Source organism: Methylotetracoccus oryzae, assembly GCF_006175985.1.
Lineage (GTDB): Bacteria > Pseudomonadota > Gammaproteobacteria > Methylococcales > Methylococcaceae > Methylotetracoccus > Methylotetracoccus oryzae.
This window is the reverse complement of sequence record NZ_SRSH01000010.1, coordinates 92,513-111,913: the sequence shown is the minus strand read 5'-3', so window position 1 is coordinate 111,913 and position 19,401 is coordinate 92,513. Positions and strand designations below refer to the sequence as shown.

At 66.2% G+C, this 19,401-nt stretch carries 16 protein-coding genes; 3 read left to right on the top strand and 13 right to left on the bottom strand.

Features of this window, described 5'->3' with window-relative positions; all coding sequences use genetic code 11:
* Positions 1-413 precede the first annotated feature (413 nt).
* The 3 genes from BWR02_RS11735 (at position 414) to BWR02_RS11725 (ending at position 3,238) form a co-directional block, all read left to right on the top strand.
* Positions 414-827 (top strand): VOC family protein, encoded by a 414-nt coding sequence (locus tag BWR02_RS11735; protein WP_139557953.1) that lies wholly within the window; start codon positions 414-416, stop codon positions 825-827.
* 12 nt (positions 828-839) lie between these two features.
* Positions 840-1,370 (top strand): SRPBCC family protein, encoded by a 531-nt coding sequence (locus tag BWR02_RS11730; protein ID WP_139557952.1) that lies wholly within the window; start codon positions 840-842, stop codon positions 1,368-1,370.
* Positions 1,371-1,774: 404 nt separating this feature from the next.
* Positions 1,775-3,238 carry a protein adenylyltransferase SelO gene (locus BWR02_RS11725; RefSeq protein ID WP_139557951.1) on the top strand — a complete coding sequence of 488 codons (1,464 nt, stop codon included), beginning with the start codon at positions 1,775-1,777 and terminating at the stop codon, positions 3,236-3,238.
* Between the two features lie 122 nt (positions 3,239-3,360).
* Here the strand turns inward: BWR02_RS11725 and BWR02_RS11720 are convergent, their stop codons facing one another.
* The 13 genes from BWR02_RS11720 to BWR02_RS11655 all read right to left on the bottom strand — a co-directional run bounded on the left by BWR02_RS11720 (position 3,361) and on the right by BWR02_RS11655 (position 19,223).
* Complete coding sequence (locus BWR02_RS11720) at positions 3,361-4,719, bottom strand: FAD-dependent oxidoreductase (RefSeq protein ID WP_201276240.1); 1,359 nt, start codon at positions 4,717-4,719, stop codon at positions 3,361-3,363.
* Positions 4,707-5,783 (bottom strand): coenzyme M biosynthesis enzyme XcbE, encoded by a 1,077-nt coding sequence (xcbE, locus tag BWR02_RS11715; RefSeq protein WP_139557949.1) that lies wholly within the window; start codon positions 5,781-5,783, stop codon positions 4,707-4,709. The genes BWR02_RS11720 and xcbE overlap by 13 nt, the downstream gene beginning before the upstream one ends.
* Complete coding sequence (gene xcbD / locus BWR02_RS11710) at positions 5,780-7,150, bottom strand: 3-sulfopropionylcysteine synthase XcbD (RefSeq protein WP_139557948.1); 1,371 nt, start codon at positions 7,148-7,150, stop codon at positions 5,780-5,782. Before xcbD ends, xcbE begins: the two co-directional genes overlap by 4 nt.
* Positions 7,147-8,673 (bottom strand): 2-phosphosulfolactate phosphatase XcbC, encoded by a 1,527-nt coding sequence (xcbC, locus tag BWR02_RS11705; RefSeq protein ID WP_139557947.1) that lies wholly within the window; start codon positions 8,671-8,673, stop codon positions 7,147-7,149. The genes xcbD and xcbC overlap by 4 nt, the downstream gene beginning before the upstream one ends.
* Positions 8,657-9,538 carry a phosphosulfolactate synthase gene (gene comA / locus BWR02_RS11700; RefSeq protein ID WP_139557946.1) on the bottom strand — a complete coding sequence of 294 codons (882 nt, stop codon included), beginning with the start codon at positions 9,536-9,538 and terminating at the stop codon, positions 8,657-8,659. Before comA ends, xcbC begins: the two co-directional genes overlap by 17 nt.
* Entirely contained in the window at positions 9,531-10,445 is a 915-nt protein-coding gene (locus BWR02_RS11695) for an XcbA family protein (RefSeq protein WP_139557945.1), read from the bottom strand. The genes comA and BWR02_RS11695 overlap by 8 nt, the downstream gene beginning before the upstream one ends.
* Positions 10,442-11,317, bottom strand: a complete 876-nt coding sequence (locus tag BWR02_RS11690; RefSeq protein ID WP_139557944.1) for a CoA-transferase — start codon at positions 11,315-11,317, stop codon at positions 10,442-10,444. Before BWR02_RS11690 ends, BWR02_RS11695 begins: the two co-directional genes overlap by 4 nt.
* Positions 11,310-12,242, bottom strand: a complete 933-nt coding sequence (locus tag BWR02_RS11685) for a CoA transferase subunit A (protein ID WP_236102178.1) — start codon at positions 12,240-12,242, stop codon at positions 11,310-11,312. The genes BWR02_RS11690 and BWR02_RS11685 overlap by 8 nt, the downstream gene beginning before the upstream one ends.
* The gene (locus tag BWR02_RS11680; protein ID WP_236102176.1) at positions 12,239-13,012 is read right to left on the bottom strand and encodes an SDR family NAD(P)-dependent oxidoreductase; all 774 of its coding nucleotides are present in this window, start codon (positions 13,010-13,012) and stop codon (positions 12,239-12,241) included. The genes BWR02_RS11685 and BWR02_RS11680 overlap by 4 nt, the downstream gene beginning before the upstream one ends.
* On the bottom strand, positions 13,009-14,568 hold the full coding sequence (locus tag BWR02_RS11675; RefSeq protein WP_139557943.1) for an FAD-dependent oxidoreductase: 1,560 nt from the start codon (positions 14,566-14,568) through the stop codon (positions 13,009-13,011). Before BWR02_RS11675 ends, BWR02_RS11680 begins: the two co-directional genes overlap by 4 nt.
* Positions 14,569-14,856: 288 nt before the next feature.
* Complete coding sequence (locus tag BWR02_RS11665) at positions 14,857-15,978, bottom strand: cobalamin-independent methionine synthase II family protein (RefSeq protein ID WP_139557941.1); 1,122 nt, start codon at positions 15,976-15,978, stop codon at positions 14,857-14,859.
* Between the two features lie 213 nt (positions 15,979-16,191).
* Positions 16,192-17,802 (bottom strand): GMC family oxidoreductase, encoded by a 1,611-nt coding sequence (locus BWR02_RS11660; RefSeq protein WP_139557940.1) that lies wholly within the window; start codon positions 17,800-17,802, stop codon positions 16,192-16,194.
* 8 nt (positions 17,803-17,810) lie between these two features.
* A complete protein-coding gene (locus BWR02_RS11655) occupies positions 17,811-19,223 on the bottom strand; it encodes an aldehyde dehydrogenase family protein (RefSeq protein WP_139557939.1) in 1,413 nt (470 codons plus the stop codon).
* Positions 19,224-19,401: the final 178 nt, after the last annotated feature.

The window sequence follows — 19,401 nt, the reverse complement described above, 5'->3', positions numbered from 1 at the left end:
CTGCAGCGCTGCGCGGCGGCCTCGGTTACGCTGAGCACCAGTACATGATGTCGGCCGAGCAGACGGCTTTGGCAACGCCTGCAGTGTGCGGCGAGCACAAATTCGGCATGGGTTCAGGCATTCTGTTCTCCCGGATCGACAGAGATGTCGGATAAGCTCCGTACCAGCGACGGCCCGGCGATCGACCGCTAAATAACGCAACGAAGGCCCCCGTGAAATGTCCGTGCCTGCCGGAACTGTAACGGTTCACACCTCCCCGCCCGCTCCCACTTCCCAGCAAAGGGGGGGTGAATGGTTACACCGAAACAGACCGCCAACTTGCGATGGCAGGAACCGCGCCTGCGCCGCCAATCCGCCGCGCTGGCAAATGCCGGCCGGTCATGACCAACCGTACCCAACCGCGAGGAAAGCCCATGTATGTCAGAACCTATCTGTTCTTCGATGGCCGCTGCGACGAAGCGCTCGCCTTCTACCGCGAAGCGTTGGGAGCCAAAGTGGAAGCGCTGATGCGTTTCAGCGAAAACCCGGACCCGCCAACAGCCGACTGCCAGATGCCGCCCGGATGGGAAAATAAGGTCATGCATGCCAGCCTCCGCATCGGCGACACTACACTGATGGCCTCTGACGGCCGATGCGCACAGCAACCGGACTTTCAGGGCTTTTCGCTGGTGCTCAACGCGTCCGACGAGGCCGAGGCTGACCGTCTGTTCGCGGTACTGGGCGAAGGCGGGCATGTGGAGATGCCGCTGGGCAAAACGTTTTTTTCGCCGCGCTTCGGCATGGTCGCCGATCGCTTCGGGGTCTCGTGGATGATCATCGTCGAATAGCGAGGGGTACTTATGTTGGCGAACACACTGATAGGCATCGCGGTGTTGGTGGCCGCGTTGCTCGTTTACGCAGCGACCCGGCCCGGCACCTTCCGTATCGAGCGCAGCATCGTCATCCAGGCACCAGCGGAAAAGGTCTTTGCTTGGATCAACGTTCTGCGCGCGTGGAGCCGTTGGTCACCCTGGGAAGCAAAGGATCCGGGCATGCGGCGCAGTTTCAGCGGCACCGACAGCGGCAAGGGCGCGGCCTATGCCTGGGAGGGCAACAAAAACGTCGGCACCGGCCGCATGGAGATCATCGAGGCGTCGCCGCCGAACCGGATCGTCATCAAACTGGATTTCATCAAGCCGTTCGAAGCCCACAACACGGTGGAATTCACTCTGCAGGCGCGGGGTGCAGCGACGCAGGTGACCTGGGCGATGTTCGGCCCGATGCCCTACCTCTCCAAGCTGATGACGACGTTCTACAGCATGGACAAGATGTGCGGGAAGGACTTCGAAGCCGGTCTTGCCCAACTGAAGGCCGCGGCCGAGCAGGATTGAGACGACCGACCTGGCCTGCCCACGTGCGCACCGCACGAATGGCGATCCGGGCAGGCCATGCAGCTGCGTGTGGCGCCATCCCCGGCGTTGGAGTTGAACCGAACCATCACGATGAACATGCCCGAGGCGGTCCCGTCGGGCATGGCACTGATCGGCAGTCTGCCGGCATGGCATGAACTGGTAGGCTATCGCCTGATCCATGCCGCCAAAGCCGACCTGTGCGCGCGGCGTCCCCGGGGCCGGGGACCGACGCGACCGCCCCCGACTGGTTTGGCCGGACGCGTCCGTCGTGCCGTTCACCGAGCAATTGGCGGGCAGAAGCGGTCCCTGGAAGCCAGGAAGCTGCACCAACCGAGCGGGTCTGGCCCTGATTCCATCCATAGTCCCGTTACCCAGGAACCTTCATGACCTTCGCCTTCGACAACACCTACGCGCAACTGCCCGAGCGATTCTTCGAACGGCTGGCTCCGGTTCCGGTCGCGCAGCCACGGCTCGTCAAACTCAACGAGGCGCTCGCCGAGAGCCTCGGGCTGGACCGGGACGCCCTGCGCTCGCCCGAAGGTCTGGCCGTCCTCTCGGGCAACCGCGTGCCCGAGGGCGCGGCGCCCTTGGCCATGGCCTACGCCGGCCATCAGTTCGGGCATTTCGTGCCACAACTCGGCGATGGCCGGGCGATTCTGTTGGGGGAGATACTGACCCCGTCCGGCGAGCGCTTCGACATTCATTTGAAGGGCTCCGGGCGCACTCCCTTCTCGCGCGGCGGCGACGGCCGGGCCTGGCTCGGTCCGGTGCTGCGGGAGTACATCCTCAGCGAGGCCATGTATGCTCTCGGGATCCCGACGACGCGTTCTCTGGCCGCGGTCGCGACCGGCGAGCAGGTCGTGCGCGAGACCGTGCTGCCGGGCGCTGTGTTGACGCGGGTCGCACGCAGCCACGTGCGGGTGGGCACCTTCGAGTACTTCCATGCGCGCCAGGACGTCGACGGACTGCGGCGGCTCGCCGACTATGTGATTGCTCGCCACTACCCGGAGGCGAAGGCGACGGAGCAGCCCTACCGAACCTTTCTCTCGGCGGTCATCGGACGCCAGGCCGAACTCGTCGCGCGTTGGCTCGGCGTCGGCTTCATTCATGGCGTGATGAACACCGACAACACCTCGATCGCCGGCGAGACCATCGACTACGGCCCCTGCGCCTTCATGGATGCCTATCACCCGAACAGGGTTTACAGTTCGATCGACCACCGCGGACGCTATGCCTACGGCAACCAGCCCCGGGTTGCGCAGTGGAACCTCGCCCGTCTGGCCGAGTCGCTGCTGCCGTTACTGGATCCGGATCCGGACCAGGCCCTGGCGGCAGCCCAGGACCTCATCGAAGGCTACACCGCGCGCTTCGAACAGGCTTACCTTGCCGGATTCCGGGCCAAGCTCGGTCTCTTCGAAGCACGGGACGAGGATCCCGAGTTGATCGATGGACTGTTGCTGGCGATGTCGGAGACCGCGGCCGACTTCACCAACACCTTCCGCAGCCTTTGCGACGCTGCGGCGGGCACGGCCGGGCCGGATGCGGCCCCGCTCGCCGATGCTGCGCCGCTCAGCCCATGGCTCGGGTTCTGGCATGCGCGCCTGGCCAGCGAAGCGGGCGACCCGCAGGCCCGGGCAGCCGCGATGCGCCGCGCGAATCCCGCCGTGATCCCGCGTAACCACCGGGTCGAGGCCGCTCTGAATGCCGCCGTGAGCGGCGACCTCGATCCGCTCGACTCGCTGTTGCGGGTCCTCAGCCGCCCCTGGGACGAGGGTCCCGAGACTCGGGCCTACAGCCTGCCCCCCGAGCCCCATGAAGTGGTACAGAAGACGTTTTGTGGAACCTGAAGTCCCGCTGAGCGAGTCGCGGCCCTGATGAGAGGCTTTCCGGTGGTGCTGATCCGATCGAAGCGAACAGTTCGGGCAGCCGCCCGGCCCCCACCGACTCGACGTCGCAGCCAGACCGGATGTCAGGTCCGATCACGCGTCTTCCTGGCGAGCAGTCCGGAGGCCACGATGATCGGCGAGAGCACCGGGCTGAATGGCGGCGCATAGGCGAGATCTGCATTTTGCAGGTCGTCACACGTCAGCTTACCCAGCAATGCCGTGGCGGCGATGTCGATGAGTTTGTCGACCCGGCCGGTGCCGGCTGCCTGGGCCCCGAGCAGGCGCCCGGATCCCGCTTCGGCAACCAGCTTCAACGTTAGCGGATTGGCTCCGGGATAGTAGCGCGCGGCGTCTTGCGCCTGAATGCGCGCGGTGATCGGATCGAAACCCGCCAGGCGGGCATCCGCCTCGGTGAGCCCCGTCGCGCCCACCGCAAGCTCGAAACACTTGCAGATACTGGTTCCGAACACACCGGGAAAGCGCGCATCGCCGCCCGCCGCATTTTCCCCAGCCACCCGACCCTGCAGATTGGCGCTGTCTCCAAGCGGTAGCCACGTCGCGTTCTGCGTGAGGCGGTGCCGCGATTCGGCGCAGTCTCCGGCGGCGAAGACATTCGGCGCACTGGTTGCCATTCGTTCATCCACCGCAATGGCCCCGGTCGGACCGATTCGGATGCCCGACGCGGCCGCCAGTTCGACTGCGGGTCGCACACCCAGGGCCAGCACGACGAGTTGTGCCGGCAGGGTGTTCCCGCCCGAGGTGAGGACTGACTCCGCGCGATCGCCCCGCCCATTGATGCGAATCAGACTCTCGCCAGTGATGATCCTGACCCCTTTCCGATCCAACAGGCCGCGGACCATCGGGGCAATTTCCGGATCCACGCGCGGCGGGAAATAGTCAGCGCGTTCCAGCAGGCACACCTCGAGCCCCCGCATCGCCAGGGCCTCGACGAGTTCGAGCCCCACGTAGCCACCACCGACGATCACCGCTCGCTGGCCCCGAGCGTTGTCCAGTTCGGCCAGCAAGCGATGCATTGCCGCCATGCCGCGCAGAGTCGTGACACCCGCCAGGTCGATGCCGGGTACCGCCGGCACGATCGCGCGGGCACCTGTTGCCAAAATCAGCCGATCGTAGGGCACTATTTCCCTGTGATCGCTTTCAAGATCGTGGACATGAACGCGATGGCCTACAGGGTCGATCGCGGTCACATGGTGACGAACGCGCACGTCGATGCGATCACGCGCGAAGTCTTCCGGACGCCGGATGATCAATGCATCCGGCTCGGCTATCGCACCACCGAGCACGTAAGGCTGGCCGCACCCGCTGTAGGCAACGCACGCTTCGTCCTGAAACAGGGTGATGGCGAGATCAGGATCGACCCGGCGCGCCCGCGCGGCGGCCTTGGTACCCGCGGCAACGCCGCCCACGATTACAAGACGCACGAGAGTTCCGGGCTGGAAGCGGCGCGGTCGGGCAACCAGGCGCCATCGCCGGCGAACAAGGCGGGCTCGCCCCCGGTATGCAGGAACACCACGGAGCGGAAGGGCAGCTGGCCGGCTTTCCGCAAAGCAATCAGGGCAGCCATTGCCTTGCCGGTGTAAGTCGGGTCCAGCAGGATCCCTTCGGTGCGTGCGACCAGACGGATCGCATCCGTGCCCTCGGCGCTGGGGATGCCGTAACCCTCACCGAGGAACCCCGCATGCACGATCGGAGGAGCCGTAGCGGCGAGTAGTGCGGATACTCCCAGCAGCGAAGCGGCCTCCGCTGCCAACCGCTGGATCTGCGCGATGGTGGCGCCCGCGTCGCGGCTGACGGCGATGCTCTGCAACGCCCAGGGGTAGCCGAGCAGCGCCTTGCCAACCAGCCAGCCGGCGTGAGTCCCACCCGAGCCGGCCGCGAGCAGGATGGCTTCCGGTTCGATCCCTTGAACCTGGCATTGCAGGAAGAGTTCGCGCGTTGCCAGGACGTGCCCCAGAGTGCCCAGCGCACAGGCCCCGCCGCGCGGTATGGCATAGGGTCGTCGCCCGGTTGTGCGGAGGCGAACGCACTGCTCGTCGATCCCACGATCCACCGATGCCCGGTCGGAGTCGCCCGTAAAGCTGACTTCTGCGCCCAACAGCCGGGTCAGGCGGTAGTTGCCGTCGATGACGGCGGGCGGATCGCCCCAGTAGACGGCGACACACCGGAGACCGCAATGCGCGGCAGCCGCGGCCGTGGCGCGCACATGGTTGGACTGGCAACCCGCACCCGTCACGAGCGTGTCGGCTCCCCGCGCGAGCGCGTCGCCCAGGAGGAATTCCAGGCCGCGAACCTTGTTCCCACCGAGCCCGAAGCTGATCAGATCGTCGCGCTTGAACCAGATGTCGAGCCCACCGAGCGCAGCGCCGAAGCGCTTCATCCGCAACAGCGGGGTCGGAAACTCCGCAAGCCCGACGCGCGGAATCTGCTCCAGCGCACGCCATGCCCTTGCGACGACACTGTCCTCGCCTCGACCCGCCGGGGTCATTGGTTCGATTCCGACCCGACGCTGCGCAGCACCCGATCGACCATTTCGGCACACTGGCCGGTGTCGATGGGTGCGCACCGCAGGGTTCGCAGCGCCTCATCGCCGAGTTGCGCGCGAATCTCCTCGGAGCCAGCCAAGGCCGCCCGGAACGGAACACCCCGCCGGGCGGCGTCCGACGCGAGGCGGTGAATCAGGGCATGGGCGGATTGTTTGCCGAGCCGCGGCGCCAGCGCGAGCATGACGCGTTCCGCGTGCACGGCTCCCTGCGTTGCCTCCAGGTTGTGCCGCATGCGGGATTCGTCGACTTCCAGGTGCATCAACGCATCATGCAGCAAGGCCAAAGCCTTGTCGGCGGCGAGACACGCCACTGGCACAATGGCCCATTCGGCCTTCCAGGCGCGGCCGTCGCGTTCGTGATCGTGAACCAGGTTCTCGGTCATCTGCGCGGCGGCATGACGGACCTGCCGGGCGAGCGTGCCGAGGTGTTCGCTGATTTCGGGATTGCGCTTCTGCGGCATCGTGATGCTGCCGATGACACCCGCGGCGCTGGCTTCGCGCAGTTCACCGATCTCGGGCCGCTGCAGATTGTAGATTTCGTGCCCGATGCGGTCTCCGAGCGCGGACAGCAGTGCCAGCAGGTTCAGCCATTCGGCCAGGCGGTCGCGCGAGGCAGTCCACGAAATGGCCGGCACGGCGAGTTCCAGCCGTTCCAGGAAACGCCGTTGCACCGCAAGTCCCTGCGGACCGAAGGAAGACAGGCTGCCAACGCCGCCGGCGAGCTGCCCGACCGCGAGGCGGGGTGCGATCTCCTCGATCCGTTGCCGATGGCGCAGGAGCTCGTCGAGCCAGCCGGCCACCTTGTAGCCGAACGTGATCGGCAGCCCAGGCTGGCCGTGTGTTCGGCCGCACTGCGGGGTCATGCGATAGCGTGCGGCGAGCCCCGCGAGCACACCGATGAGCCCGTCCAGGCGCTCTCGCATCAGGCCATGGGCTCGCTTGAGCACGCGGGCGTTGTGTGTGTCGGTGATGTCCTGCACGGTCGCGCCGTAGCAGAGCCATTCGCCGCTGTCACCGGGACAGCGGCGTTGCAGCGCATGAATCAAGCCCAGCAGAGAGTGATTGGTCTGCTCGAAACCGCGCCGGACTTCGGCGAAAAAGGGATCGTCGAGTTTGATCCGCGGGCAGGCTTCGCATAGAGCGTCGGCCGCGCGCTGGGGGATCAGGCCGTACTCGGCCTCGGTCGCCGCGAGTGCGCTGAGCACCTCGATCCAGCCGGCCACGACCGAGCGTTCCTCGAACAACGCACGCATCTCCGGGGTCGCCCAGGAATTGCCGAAGATGGCCGAATCCATGATGTGCACGCTCATGTCGGGCATCGCTCCCGGCACCGCTGCAGCAGGGATTCCTCGGACGCTCGTTGTCGCTCCTGTTGCTCGGCCGTCCATGCCCGAATCTCGGCCAATCCCGCACGCTGGTCGGCGAGCACCGCATCCAGTGCAGGCGGAGCGGCGCCGCCGGGCCCGATGCGCGCGTGGACGGACGCTTTAGGATCCAGCGCGCGGACCAGCGCGGCAGGCGTCAGCTCGGCCCGGAAGCCGAGCACTTCGATCGAACAGGCGGTCAGCTCGTTCACGCTCAGCGCGGACAGCGGCCGCAGCCCGGCGGTCTGTCGGACCAGCGTGCCGACCAGCCGATGCGCCTGGCGAAAATCCAGACTGCATTCCGTCACCAGCACCTCGGCGATATCCGTCGCTGCGGCATCACTACCCGCCAACAATTCGAGGCCGCGCCGGGCGTCGAAGCGCAGCGCGGCGATCACTTCATCGAGCAGCAGCACGGCGTCGCGCGTGTCGGCGACCGCGCGCGGGATCGCACCGTAGAGGGCCAATCGGTTGTCCGACTGCCCGGAAGGCGTGCGGGCCGCCGCGGCGGTGGCCGCCAGGGTCCCGATCATCGCGTTGGCCATGCCGCGGATATGCGTCAGTGCGAACGGGTTCTTCTTATGGGGCATGATCTTGCTGGCCCGGGCGTGGCGATCGTCGAGTTCGACCAGCCCGAACTCGCGGGTGGCGAAGATCTGCAGGTCCTCGGCCAGGCGGTCCAGATTGATCAGCATCGTCGTCATGAGGCCCGCGGTTTCGATCGGGAGATCCGCCTGCCACATCGCATCGCGCGCATGCCGGACGAGCCCATCAAAGCCCAGCAGTTCAGCCAGGCGTTCGCGCGGTTGGGTCAGTCGCGACCCATTGGTGCTGCCGCACCCCGCGGGCGAACGGTTCACCCGCGAATAGACGCCGCGAAGCCGGTCGCCGTCACGCAGGAGCGGTTCCGCGAAGCCGGCCAGATAGTGGCCGAATGTCGTCGGCTGCGCCGCCTGCAAATACGTGTAATCCGGCATCAAGGCCTCGCGCCACTCCGATGCGCGGGTAGTCAGCGTATGGCCCAATCGGGTTGATGCATCGGCGAGATCCAGCAATGCCGCGCGAAGTGTCATCAGGAACGCGGTCGTGGTCGCCTCGCGCCGGGCCCGGCCTATGCCCAGCCAGCCGGCCGCCGATGTCCTGACCGCAAGCCAGGCTTCGCGGTTGGTATAGAGATCCCCGCGAATCGGGTCGGCGTGGAAGTCCTCCGGCTGGGTTTGGAGCTTCAGCAGGGCGCCGAGCAACTCGCTGCCCTCCGCGGCGGGAATCACGCCGACCTCGATCATCGCCAGCGTATGCGCCAGGTCGGTCAGACCGAGTGCTGCAAACAGTCCAGCCTGATCGGCGAGTTCCCGCCGGAATACCGTGTCGACCAAGCGCGCCGACGGCCCCTCGGCGAGGCGCGAGCCGACCTCGAGCACCTGGCTTGCGACACCAACGGTAGGGTCGTAGTCAGGATCTATGGACATTCAGCTTCACCGGTGTTTCGTCCTGTTTCGGCTCGATCCGCGCCGGATCCCAGGCACCGGTGCGCAGCAATTCGTCGGTGACCCAGTGCAGGGTGTCGAAACGCAGGCGGCATCGCAGACACTCGACGGCCAGGATCTGATCCGCCGGGACGTTCCCGAGCCCGACGTTGGTACCGAAGCGCCGAATCAGGGCCGTCTGCTGTGCCGCCAAGGGTGCTTCCCAGATCAGGCGGCTCGTCGCATCGCCCAGCAGCGCGCAGAGCGTGGTCAGCGTGTCGTCGATCACCTGGCCGTGCTCGTCATAAATGCCGACGGCCCGCCCCGACTCTCGCGCCTCCATGACGACCCATTCGGCGCCATGTTCGATGTCGGTCAGCGCCTGCTCGGCCATCTGTTCGGCGGACGGCTGCGCGCGCGGGTCCTTCTTGCCGACCTCGGAGATCGGAACGAGGCCGGCATCTCGGGCGCAGGCGATGATGTTCCTGCGCCGCACCGCCGGCATCGGAATCGTGCCATCGGAGATCTCGATGGCACTGAATCCCAGATCCTTCGCATGTTTCATGTAATCGCGGCAATGGTGTTCGACCAAGGCGACCTCAAGCAGCGTTCCGCCGGGCAAACTCAGGATGCCGTGATCGGCCAGCAAACCCAGTTTCCGTTGCAGCAAGGGGCGCGGCAGGAATACCGAGGTGCCGAACGCGAACTTCCAGTGGTCGATGAAGGCGGCGGCCTGCTCCAGGGTATCCAGCAGACGGCGCTCGCCGACACCGGTGTCGATCACCATGGTGAGTCCCCGGTCGCGGGGCTTCCGGGTCCGGTCACGGATCAGACCACCGACGATGGCGTCCCAGGCCAGTTCAGTCATCGCGCGACTCCATTGCGAGCAGGGAGAGGGCACGTTCGATCGTCGGGAGGTCCGATCCCCAGGGTACGATGACCGTATTCCCCTGTTGCTCGAGTTCGAACTCCAGCAGACAGCACTTAACCAGAGTCGGCTGCGAGGAGGCCGCGGCGAGTTTGCGCGGACACATCTCGATCCGGGGCGGCTCGTCGCCATAGTAATGGCGATGGAACTGCAGGCTGCGCTCGCAGCCGATCAGGGTCCAGGCTTTCCGCTCGGGCGGCCGCTCGTCGAGGAAGTAGACCGGAGCCCCGAGGTCGTCGAGACCGCCGGAGCGACAGGGAACCAGATAGGCCTCCGACGCGCTCCCGCGGCACAGTGCCGGTAAATCAATGGGCTCGAGTTCCAGGCAGATCGGGGGCAGATCCGCATAGCTCAGCACGTGCTCGGCCATGGTCAGCAGTTTGGGCGGGGCCGGCGGCGAGACCTCGACAACGCGGACCACCAGGGGGTCGGGATGGTGGATCAGGTTGATGTGATCGAAGGCCCCCTGAACGATCAGGGTGCCATCGGGTCCGACGCCGAGCTCCCGGGCCAGCCGCGCCAGCGCCGAGCGGTTGGCGGGATCGATCTGCGGTGCGTGGGCGAACACGGCCGAATCCGGCAGGGCCAGCAACTCGACCGCCACGACGCGGTTGAACAGATCCTCAGCGCCGTCCCGCCGAATCGCCGCGACGGCGCAGCGCGAACCCGGACCGTGCAGCACGACGACGTCGGTCCGCCGGTAAACTTCCCGTTCCAGCAGGTGCCCCTGGATTGCAGTCTCGGTCATCGGACCGTCATAAGGCTGGAAGCTGACCCGCCGGTACGGCAGCGGCACGAAGTTCTTTGTCGTCCTGAGACCTCCGACCTCTAGCACCGCGCCGTTCATGCGTGTCTCTCCGGGCGGCAATCGGGACCTGAAAAAGTCCGCGACCGGTCCTCAGGCCGCAGCTCCCGCTCGTGAATCCGCAGCGGATCGAGGCTACGGATCAGCTCGCAGACAGCCGCGGGCGGCAGTGGGGTGGTAGCCACAGGCTCGCTGATCGGGAATTCGAATGCGGTATTCGCCCGCACTAACTCCGTATCGGTATCCGGGAAGACCTCACGGAGTCGCACGTGCCCGGATTCGTCGAAGTCGAATACTCCGAGTTCGGTGATCAACCAGTCCGGGCCATTTCCGACCAAGCCCATGCCCTTGCGGGTACGCCCATCGGCCGCGCGATGCCCGGGGCTGGTGATGAAATCGCAGCGCTCGACCAAGCGAAGGCGTCGCGCGCCTCGACCGTCGGATACGGCGCGGTGCGCCGCGGTCCACAGCGTCAGGTGACGGGCGTCACAGGCCAGATTGCAGCCGCCGCCACCGCCGGGGAGTTTCAGTTTCAGTGACTCCGTTCCCAGTCGGGTCGTGTTCAGGTTGCCCCAGCGGTCGATCTGCAGTCCCGACAGGAACATCCGTCCCAAACGACCGGCTGCAGCCAGATCGAACAGCTCTTCGATGTCGAGCCGGCATTCCGCGCCGCGATCCATGACCCAGTCGTTGCTGGTCGGTGCCAGGAAGGGCGGCATCGGGTTGACGGCGTAGGTAGCGCCCGCAACGAGGACGAGATTGGGTGCATGCGTACGTTTGGCCACGTGCAGCGCGAGTTGCACCAGGGGCGAACCGAAGCCGTGAAAGGCCAGGATGCCGTCCTCGATCGTGCGGGCGATCCGATAGATCAGCGCTTCGCCCAGACTACAGCGATCGACGCGAGGTTCATTCATAGAGCTTCATCCACGCGTCGGGTCCATCCTTCCAGGAGGCCAGACGCTCAAGGGTGGCGCTCCCGCCGATCGCCGCTAGGTAGGCGGCATGATCGGGGCATCCGTGGACGAAACGGTGCAAATACTCGTCTTCGAAACGGCCGGCACCCGCGCTGGCGCAGGTGTGGTAGTGCGCGGTATGCGGGCGGTCGTAGCCATAGAACGGGTAGCAAGCCGTGGGATGCGCGCCGTAGGCGACCTCGGCGACGGCGGCCACGTAAAAATACGGGACCGTCACGCCCAGGCGCTGGAGTTCTTCGGTCGACACGATCTGCTCCACCGTCGCGATCACCTTTTTTGCCGCGCGCGCGAACAGCCGATCGGCCACCGGAGGCCCCGCGATATGGAGGTTGCCGTGCGCGTCGCCGTATTGCGCGTGCAGGATCGCGATGTCCGGGCGCAGGGCCGGAACGAGGATCAGCTCATCGCCGGTGTAGGGACATTCCAGCGTCTTGAACTCCGGATGCAGGTCGAGAAACCCGCTGCCCTTGACCGAGCGGATCGGCATAAACGGCAGACCGGCGATCGCGGCACGCAACTGCTGGACCAGCGTGTAGCAGCAGGAATCCCTGACCGCGACCGCCCCCGCCTCGCAGGCGCGGCGGTAGTTCGGTGCCATACCGAAATCCTGCTCGAAGCCGACATAGGATTCCGCGCTGGCGGCGACCAGCCCGGCTCCGCACAGCAAATCCACGTCGATACCGTGGGCCGAGCCGATCAGTTCCAGATCGCCGGTACCCGCCCGGATCAATGCCCGCAGCGCCGCCATTGGCTCACGGGACGACAGCCCGCCGCCGATCGCCAGACAGTCGCCGGGGCGAATGTATCCGATCAGAGTCTCCAGATCCGTCCGTTTGTCGGCTTGTGTGTACATCGCGGCGTTCATAGGGCGGTCATCGCACCGTCGACGCAGAAGGCCGTCCCCGACACGAAGCTCGCCTCGTCGGACGCGAGGAACAAAGCGGCCTGGGCAATCTCCTCCGGCCGGCCGAAGCGGCCGATCGGGTACTTCGCGATCTTGTCGCGGGTGTCCTCGTCCGAGTCGCGTGCCATGATCGCGCGGTCGAGGTCAGTCCCGGCGACGCGGCCGGGGCACAGGCAGTTCACGCGGATGCCGAGCCCGGTGTAGTCCACTGCCATCTGCCGGGTCAGCGCGATGACCGCGCCCTTCGACGCGCAATAGGCGGCCATCCGCGGAATGCCGATCACGCCGGCGATGGAGGCGATGTTCACGACCGAACCGCCTTCGCGGCGCATCGCCGGCAGCGCGGCACGGGCACACAAATAGGTGCCGGTCACATTGACCGCCAGGGTGCGATGCCAAAGTTCGGGTTCGGTTTCCTCGACGCCGGCGAATTCGGCGATTCCGGCGTTGTTGACCAGCACATGGATGACGTCCCCATAGCGGTCCCCGATCGCCATGAAGGCTTGCTCGACGGCCTCGGCCTGGGCCACGTCGGCTGTATAGGTTTCCGCGTCGATACCCTCGGCGCGGAGTGCGTCCAAGGCCTGAGCGAGCCTGCCCTCGGCGCAGTCGATCAACGCGACGTGCGCGCCCTGCCGACCGAACAGCCGCGCCATCGCGAAGCCGAGACCCGCGGCGGCGCCGGTAATCACGGCATGCTTGCCGGCCAGTCGCCCGGTCACCGTCGTCACAGGCTGCGCAAGGTCCGGCTGCCGGCGCGCAAGCGGCACAACTGGATGAAATAGGACGGATTCAGGAACAGCTCGTCCATCTCCCCGAGTTCGTCCACCGTTAACCCGTTCCGGACCATCGGCGCCAGATACTGGAATCCGTCCTTCGCGCCATAGCCGACGTGGAAGGCGCCCAGAATGCGCCGCGAATCGCCGTCGATCACGAGTTTCTGGAAGCCCGACAGCTCCGGCTTCATCATCGCGTACAGCATCACGCGATCACCCGCAGGCAGCGCGACCGTGTGCCCGTCGGGGTTGTCCGGCGGCAGTTTCATGACAACGACGTTGCTGTAACGCTCGCGCGCCTGTTCTTCGCCGAGCCCCAGCCAGCAGACCTCGTAGTGGGTATGCAGGAAATCCGGATAGTCGCGCGGCTGGTAGCGCGCGTCCTCCCCCATGATGTTGCGCGCCGCGCAGGTCCCGCCCTTGCGCGCCTTGAACATCTCCATCGGCCGGCCGACCAGATCGCCGACCGCGTAAACGCCCGGCACCGAGGTCCGCATCCGGTCATCGACCCGCACCGAACCGTCGTCGTCGAGGTCAACGCCGAGGACCGCATGAGCTTCCTCGGAATTGGGTCGCTCCCCCAGCCCGAGAAACAGGAAATCGGTCGCGATGCGCCGCGGCCCCTGCGACCCCGACAGCGTCACCCCACGGATGCGACCGCTCGCATCGTCCTCGCACGACACCACCTCCGCAGGGTTCACGAATTCGATCCCCTGCTCTTCCATGCGCGCGATCAGGAACCGGCGCGTTTCGGCATCGGGCAACAAGGCCAGCGGCGGCTGCCGTGACACGACGAAGGTCTTACGCCCGGTTGCGTTGAAGAAGCACGCGTACTCGATCGCGGTCTTGCCACTGCCGACAACGATGGCCGTCGGTCCGGGCTCGTAGTTCAGCGCGTCGACCAGTGTCGCGTAGTTGAAGACGCCACCGATTCCATCCGCGATGCTCGGCAGCGGCCGAGCGCGCGCGCCGGTGGCCAGCACGAGGTTGCGGGCGCGGTAGACCTGCTCACCGACCGCGACGCTACGGGCATCCAGCAAGCGGCCGGGCTGGCCGAGCACGAACTCCAGTTCCAGTTGTTCCGCGCTCTGGTAATTCATGAAGGCATGGGGTCCGGTGCGTCCGCGCCGGAACATTTCGACGATGTCCAGCATCGAGACGGTCTTGCCCCGCAAATCCTGGAACCACAGCTTTCCGGAAAAGGTGCGCTCCAGCATCAGCTGCGCGGCGACGTCCGAGAAGACGTGGTGCGGGACGCAGGCATGGTGCGGACAGGAACCGCCGAGGAACGGCCAGCGGTCGATGATCAGTGGTCGCCCGCCCATGGCACGCAGGTAGGCGGCGCCGAAGCGGCCTCCGGCGCCGCCGCCCAGGAAGAGCGCGTCGAACTCACGGGTATCGCCCCGTCGGATGTTGACCAGCGGATCGCCCGCCGCCCCCTCCGTCAGGCGAGCCTCGATGGCCTCCGCCCAGCGTTTCGTCGACCAATGCGCCTCGCTGACATCGACCACTTCGGTTACCCCGGCAACGTCCAGGCTTCAAGCCTTGTTCGGGTCGTGCACTGGAGCGCCGCAACAGGGGCATCCGCCCCCCTGCGCGGACTCCAGCGGATGCGGGACCGGCGGCATGTCGCGTAGGGGCCGGGCGCGGTTCCCTCCGCAGGCCGAGCAGACCCACTCCTCCGGCTCGCGGGTGCCGGACAGCACCATGCCGGAGAAGGTGTGGCCACAATCGGGGCATTCCAGCCGGTAGACCGGCACCGGGACAACCTCGCTAAAGGCGGCGTGTGAGATGACCCGTCAGGCCGCGGCTTTCTTGGCGAGTTCCGCTCGCACCAGTTCGGTCCCCTGAACCAGAGCGTGCAGCTTGTCGATGGCGATGTAGCGCTGCAGCAGGATCAGGCCGCAGTCGGTCGTGACGCCGAGCCGGTCCGCCGGGATCACGTCCAGCAGGCGACGGATGCGCTCGGCGACCTGCTCGGCAGTTTCGGTAATCGTGCTTTTCACATCGATCACACCGGCCCAGAAATTGACATTCGGCGGCAAGGGATGGGCCCGCAGCACGTCGAGGCCACTCATGTCGTCGCTGCGCCGACCGCAGCTTTCCAGGTTCAGCACGTCGATCTTGGCCTGATAGGCTTTCGGCACGACCGATGCCGTTGCGGATGGCTCCTTACCGCGGCGTTTGGTCAGATCGAAGATCTCGCCCGACTGCGCGGTATCGTCCGGAAGATATGCCGGCGTTCCACCCCAGTTGCCCCAACACACGTGGACGATGATCTGGGCGTTCGATACGCCTTCGACCGCGCGGTTGAACGCCTCGATCGCCCAATCCTCAAATCCGTACGGCCAGGTGAATTCGTCGATCTGTATGAAATCGACGCCCAGCCGATCGATCTCGCGGAGGTCTTCGTTGATGGCAGCCGCCAGGGCCATCGCGCGTTCGCGCGAGGATTTGTAATGCAGGTCATTGGTGCACTGGGCCAGCACCTGAACCCCCGTGTACTGCACCTTGATCGGCTTGCGGGTAGCCCGCTTCAATGCGCGCGCCTGTTCCACCATCATGCCGCCGTGCCGGCGAATCGCCTGGTCGAGCGTTCCTGCGTGCAGACGACTGTAGATCGGAAAACCGAGATGACCGCCCTTCAGGTTGTAGCCCAGGCGGCGAAGGTAGTAGTAAAGGGCTTGATCGGCGTAGTTGTCGCCGTGCACCCGGCCATCGGCGATGATGTCCAGGCCGGCGTTCTCCTGGTCGCGCGCGATCGCACCGACGGCATCTTCCAGCGCTTCGCGCACCAGCGCGTCCGGCGGTTCCTGGTCGCCGGTGAAAGCGCGCGCGAACTCGGCGTCCCACCAGCGCGGGTTCGGATAGTTACCAACCATGCTGGTTGGAATCGTGACCTCTTGACCGCGAATCTTCATACTCCCCTCCCCAGCCTCTAGGGCCCGATGCGTCTTATTCGGTAGATCCGTCTTCTTTTGATGCTTCCAGGCACTTCCGGCCACATGTCAAGCCATCACTGGGCCGAATCGAGAAAATACGCCCTCCACTCTCAGTTGACAATCCGTATTTGTTCTCGGTTGACAAGTGGATTTTTCCGGTTAGGGGCAAGCGCCGAGTCATCGACGCGGTGGTCACACATCACGGTGATGTCGTTGCAGGATCAGATCGGCCGCCTTCTCGGCAATCATGATGGTCGGCGCATTGGTGTTGCCGCCGACGAGGGTCGGCATGATGGACGCGTCGACGACGCGTAGGCCGTCGATGCCGCGCACGCGGAGTTCCGGATCGACGACGGCGCGATCGTCGCGGCCCATCTTGCAGGTTCCGGCGGGATGCCAGGTCGTCGAGGCCACCCTGCGGACGAAGTCTTCGAGGTCCCGGTCGCTGCGCGCAGCGACCCCAGGGGCAATCTCCCTGCCACGGATGTCATCGAAGGCGCTCGCGTACAGGATTTCGAGGTTCCACCGGACACCGGCGATTGCGCACCTCAGATCCTCGGGGCTGGCCAGGTAGTTCGGGTCGATGACCGGCCGGTCGAGCGGGTCGGCAGAAGCCAGCGTAATGCGGCCGCGGCTGACCGGCCGGTTGACGTAGGAGGTGAACGATACGCCGTGGCGCCGCACGTAGCCGGCTTCCGGGTAGTCCGGGGACAGGCTCATCAGGAAGAACAGCTGCAAGCCGGGGACGGCCTCGTCCGGGTGGCTTCTGACGAACGCGCCCGCTTCCAGTGCGTTGGAACCGGCCGGGCCGGTAAGGTCGGTCTCGTAGGCACGCAGGGCTGCTGCACGCGCATCGGCCCCGAGCGCGGAAAAGCTCAAGGGCTGCGTGATCTCGCAGCGAACGCGCGTGTGCAGATGATCCTGCAGGTTCCGGCCAACGCCGGGCAGGTGCAGACGTACCGGGATACCTGAGGCCCTCAGCGCGTCTTCGGGACCGATCCCGGAAAGCAGCAGCAGTTGCGGTGAGCGGATCGCACCCGCGGAGAGAACGACGCAGTGCGCGGCCTCCGCGCGTTCCGCCGTGCCCCGGTGCAGGAGATCGACCCCCGTCACGCGACTCCCCGCGAAGCGGAGTCCGGTGGCATACGCGTGCGTCAGGACCGTCAGATTCGGCCGTGTCCGTGCGGGATGCAGGTAAGCATTGGCGGCACTGCAGCGGGAACGTCGATCATAAGTCGCCTGCAAGGGACCGCAGCCTTCCTGGCTTTGCCCGTTGAAATCCGGGTTGTACGGAATACCGATCTCCTGCGCCGCGGCGAGATAGCGTTCCACCAACGGATTTCCGGCAGGGTGGCTCTCGACGACCAGCGGCCCGTCCACGCCGTGAAAAGGGCCGGCGATCGCGCGGTTGGACTCGGACCGGATGAAATAGGGAAGGACCTCGCGATAGCTCCACCCCGGGTTTCCGTCTGCGTACCACGCGTCGTAGTCGGCGGGATGTCCTCGGATGTAGATCATGTAGTTGATGCTGCTCGACCCGCCGAGGACGCGGCCTTGAGGCATGAAGATCCGGCGTCCGTGCAGATGCGGCTGCGGCACCGTGCGATCGGACCAATCGTTGGGGCTATCCTGCAGCTGTGGGTAAAGCGCGGGAATGCGTATCGCGGGCGCATCGTCCTCGCCGCCGGCTTCGAGCAGCAGCACCCGGCAGGCCGGATCGGCCGACAGGCGGTTCGCCAGCACGCAGCCGGCCGAACCGGCGCCGACGATCACATAGTCATATCCGGCGGTGCCTGCTGCCATGGGTTCGCCTATCGCCCGTGGCGTTCCCAGTGCGACCGGAACAAGGCATCCTCGCTGATCGGACGTGGCATTATCGGGCGCGACACCCAGGTCAGGTTGACGAAGTGACGCGCGTTGACGTTCTCGGTCGTGATGTTGCGGCCCCAGGTACCGCAGCTGAGGCTCAGCGTGTAGGGCAGGCCGTTGCGGGGGCTGCCGGCGCCTTCGTTGAGGCTCTGGTTGACCATCACGCGCGCGGTCCGGGTACCGAAGGCCAGCGCATCGACGTGTTCGTCCAAAAGGGTGTGAATGCCGCAGGTGTGGCCGCGCCCCTGGTAGTCGGTGATTGCATTCACCCGTTCCACGGCCCGGGCGATCGGACCCTGGTAGCGATACAGCGTGAGCACGATACACAGCTTTTCGCCGGAGAAGGGGTAACCCGGACCAGTGCCCTCCTCTTCGACGATCAGGAAGCGTGTGCTGTCGGGCACCGCGATGCCGGCCAGCCGTGCGATTTCCGGTGCGGACTTCGCGATCACGGCCAGCGCGGGAATGTGCGCATCAGGGTCGGGCCACATCAAGCGACCCAGCGCGGCCTTTTCGTCCGCCCCGCACAGGTACCCGCCCAGGGCGCCGAGCCGGGTCAGCAAGTCGTCGTAGATCGAGGCTTCGACGACGAGGGCGTTGTCGGCCAGGCAGCTTGTCGCGTAGTCGAAGGTCTTGGCCGCGGCGATCATCTTCGCGGCATCATCGAGGTCCGCGGATTCATCGACCACGTGCACCGCATTGCCGACACCGACGCCGTAGGCCGGCGTCCCCGAACTGTAGGCGGCCTTCACCATGGCCTCGCCTCCGGTCGCGACGATCAGGTCCGCCTGGCGCATCAGTGCCTGGGTCTTGCCGAGCGAGGGTGGCGCAATCACTTGGATCAGATCAGCCGGTGCACCGACCTGCTCGCAGGCCTCACGCATGTAGCGCACCGCCAGTTCTGTGGTGCGCTGGGTGCGCGGATGGGCGGCGACGATGATGGCATTCCGACCTTTCAGCGCGAGCAAGGCCTTTAGCGGAGGCGTCGCGTCAGGCCCGGTCGTCGGGATCAGCGCCGCGACGACGCCGACGGGCTTGGCGATCTTGACCAGCCCCCGCTCCGGGGTCTCCTCGACCACGCCAACGGTGCGCAGCCCCGCCATATCCGCGAGCGTTCCGATGATGCGGTTGCGGATCTTGACGACCTTGTCGGCGAAGTTGCCGAAACCGCCTTCTTCGACGGCGAGCTGCGCCAGCGCCTCGGCGCGATCGGGACGAACGACCGACCACGCAACGGCCGTCGTCAGCGCGTCGACCTCGTCCTGGCGATAGGCCTCGATCTGCGCCTGAGCCGTGCGCGCACGGCCGACCAACAGGTGCGCAACGCTTTCGTCGTCCGAAAATTCGGCAAGCATCGGCAGGACCTCCCCACATTCCACTGCTGCCATACCGGTTGCCGCCGCTCTGGGCACGTGGTCGTGCCCCATCCCAGGCGGACATCGGCTGACTTCGCGGAATAGTCCTTCGAACCGGCGAGGGTTGCAAGCGGAGGATGCGAGTCGTGTGGCTGGAGAGTGCGGACTAGCCCTTGAA

Bases quoted from the DNA above. Each gene is read 5' to 3' on its own strand.
- BWR02_RS11735 (WP_139557953.1), top strand. From the start codon at position 414: ATGTATGTCAGAACCTATCTGTTCTTCGATGGCCGCTGCGACGAAGCG.
- BWR02_RS11730 (WP_139557952.1), top strand. From the start codon at position 840: ATGTTGGCGAACACACTGATAGGCATCGCGGTGTTGGTGGCCGCGTTG.
- BWR02_RS11725 (WP_139557951.1), top strand. From the start codon at position 1,775: ATGACCTTCGCCTTCGACAACACCTACGCGCAACTGCCCGAGCGATTC.
- xcbE (WP_139557949.1), bottom strand. From the start codon at position 5,783: ATGACCCCGGCGGGTCGAGGCGAGGACAGTGTCGTCGCAAGGGCATGG.
- xcbD (WP_139557948.1), bottom strand. From the start codon at position 7,150: ATGAGCGTGCACATCATGGATTCGGCCATCTTCGGCAATTCCTGGGCG.
- xcbC (WP_139557947.1), bottom strand. From the start codon at position 8,673: ATGTCCATAGATCCTGACTACGACCCTACCGTTGGTGTCGCAAGCCAG.
- comA (WP_139557946.1), bottom strand. From the start codon at position 9,538: ATGACTGAACTGGCCTGGGACGCCATCGTCGGTGGTCTGATCCGTGAC.
- BWR02_RS11695 (WP_139557945.1), bottom strand. From the start codon at position 10,445: ATGAACGGCGCGGTGCTAGAGGTCGGAGGTCTCAGGACGACAAAGAAC.
- BWR02_RS11690 (WP_139557944.1), bottom strand. From the start codon at position 11,317: ATGAATGAACCTCGCGTCGATCGCTGTAGTCTGGGCGAAGCGCTGATC.
- BWR02_RS11685 (WP_236102178.1), bottom strand. From the start codon at position 12,242: ATGAACGCCGCGATGTACACACAAGCCGACAAACGGACGGATCTGGAG.
- BWR02_RS11665 (WP_139557941.1), bottom strand. From the start codon at position 15,978: ATGAAGATTCGCGGTCAAGAGGTCACGATTCCAACCAGCATGGTTGGT.
- BWR02_RS11660 (WP_139557940.1), bottom strand. From the start codon at position 17,802: ATGGCAGCAGGCACCGCCGGATATGACTATGTGATCGTCGGCGCCGGT.
- BWR02_RS11655 (WP_139557939.1), bottom strand. From the start codon at position 19,223: ATGCTTGCCGAATTTTCGGACGACGAAAGCGTTGCGCACCTGTTGGTC.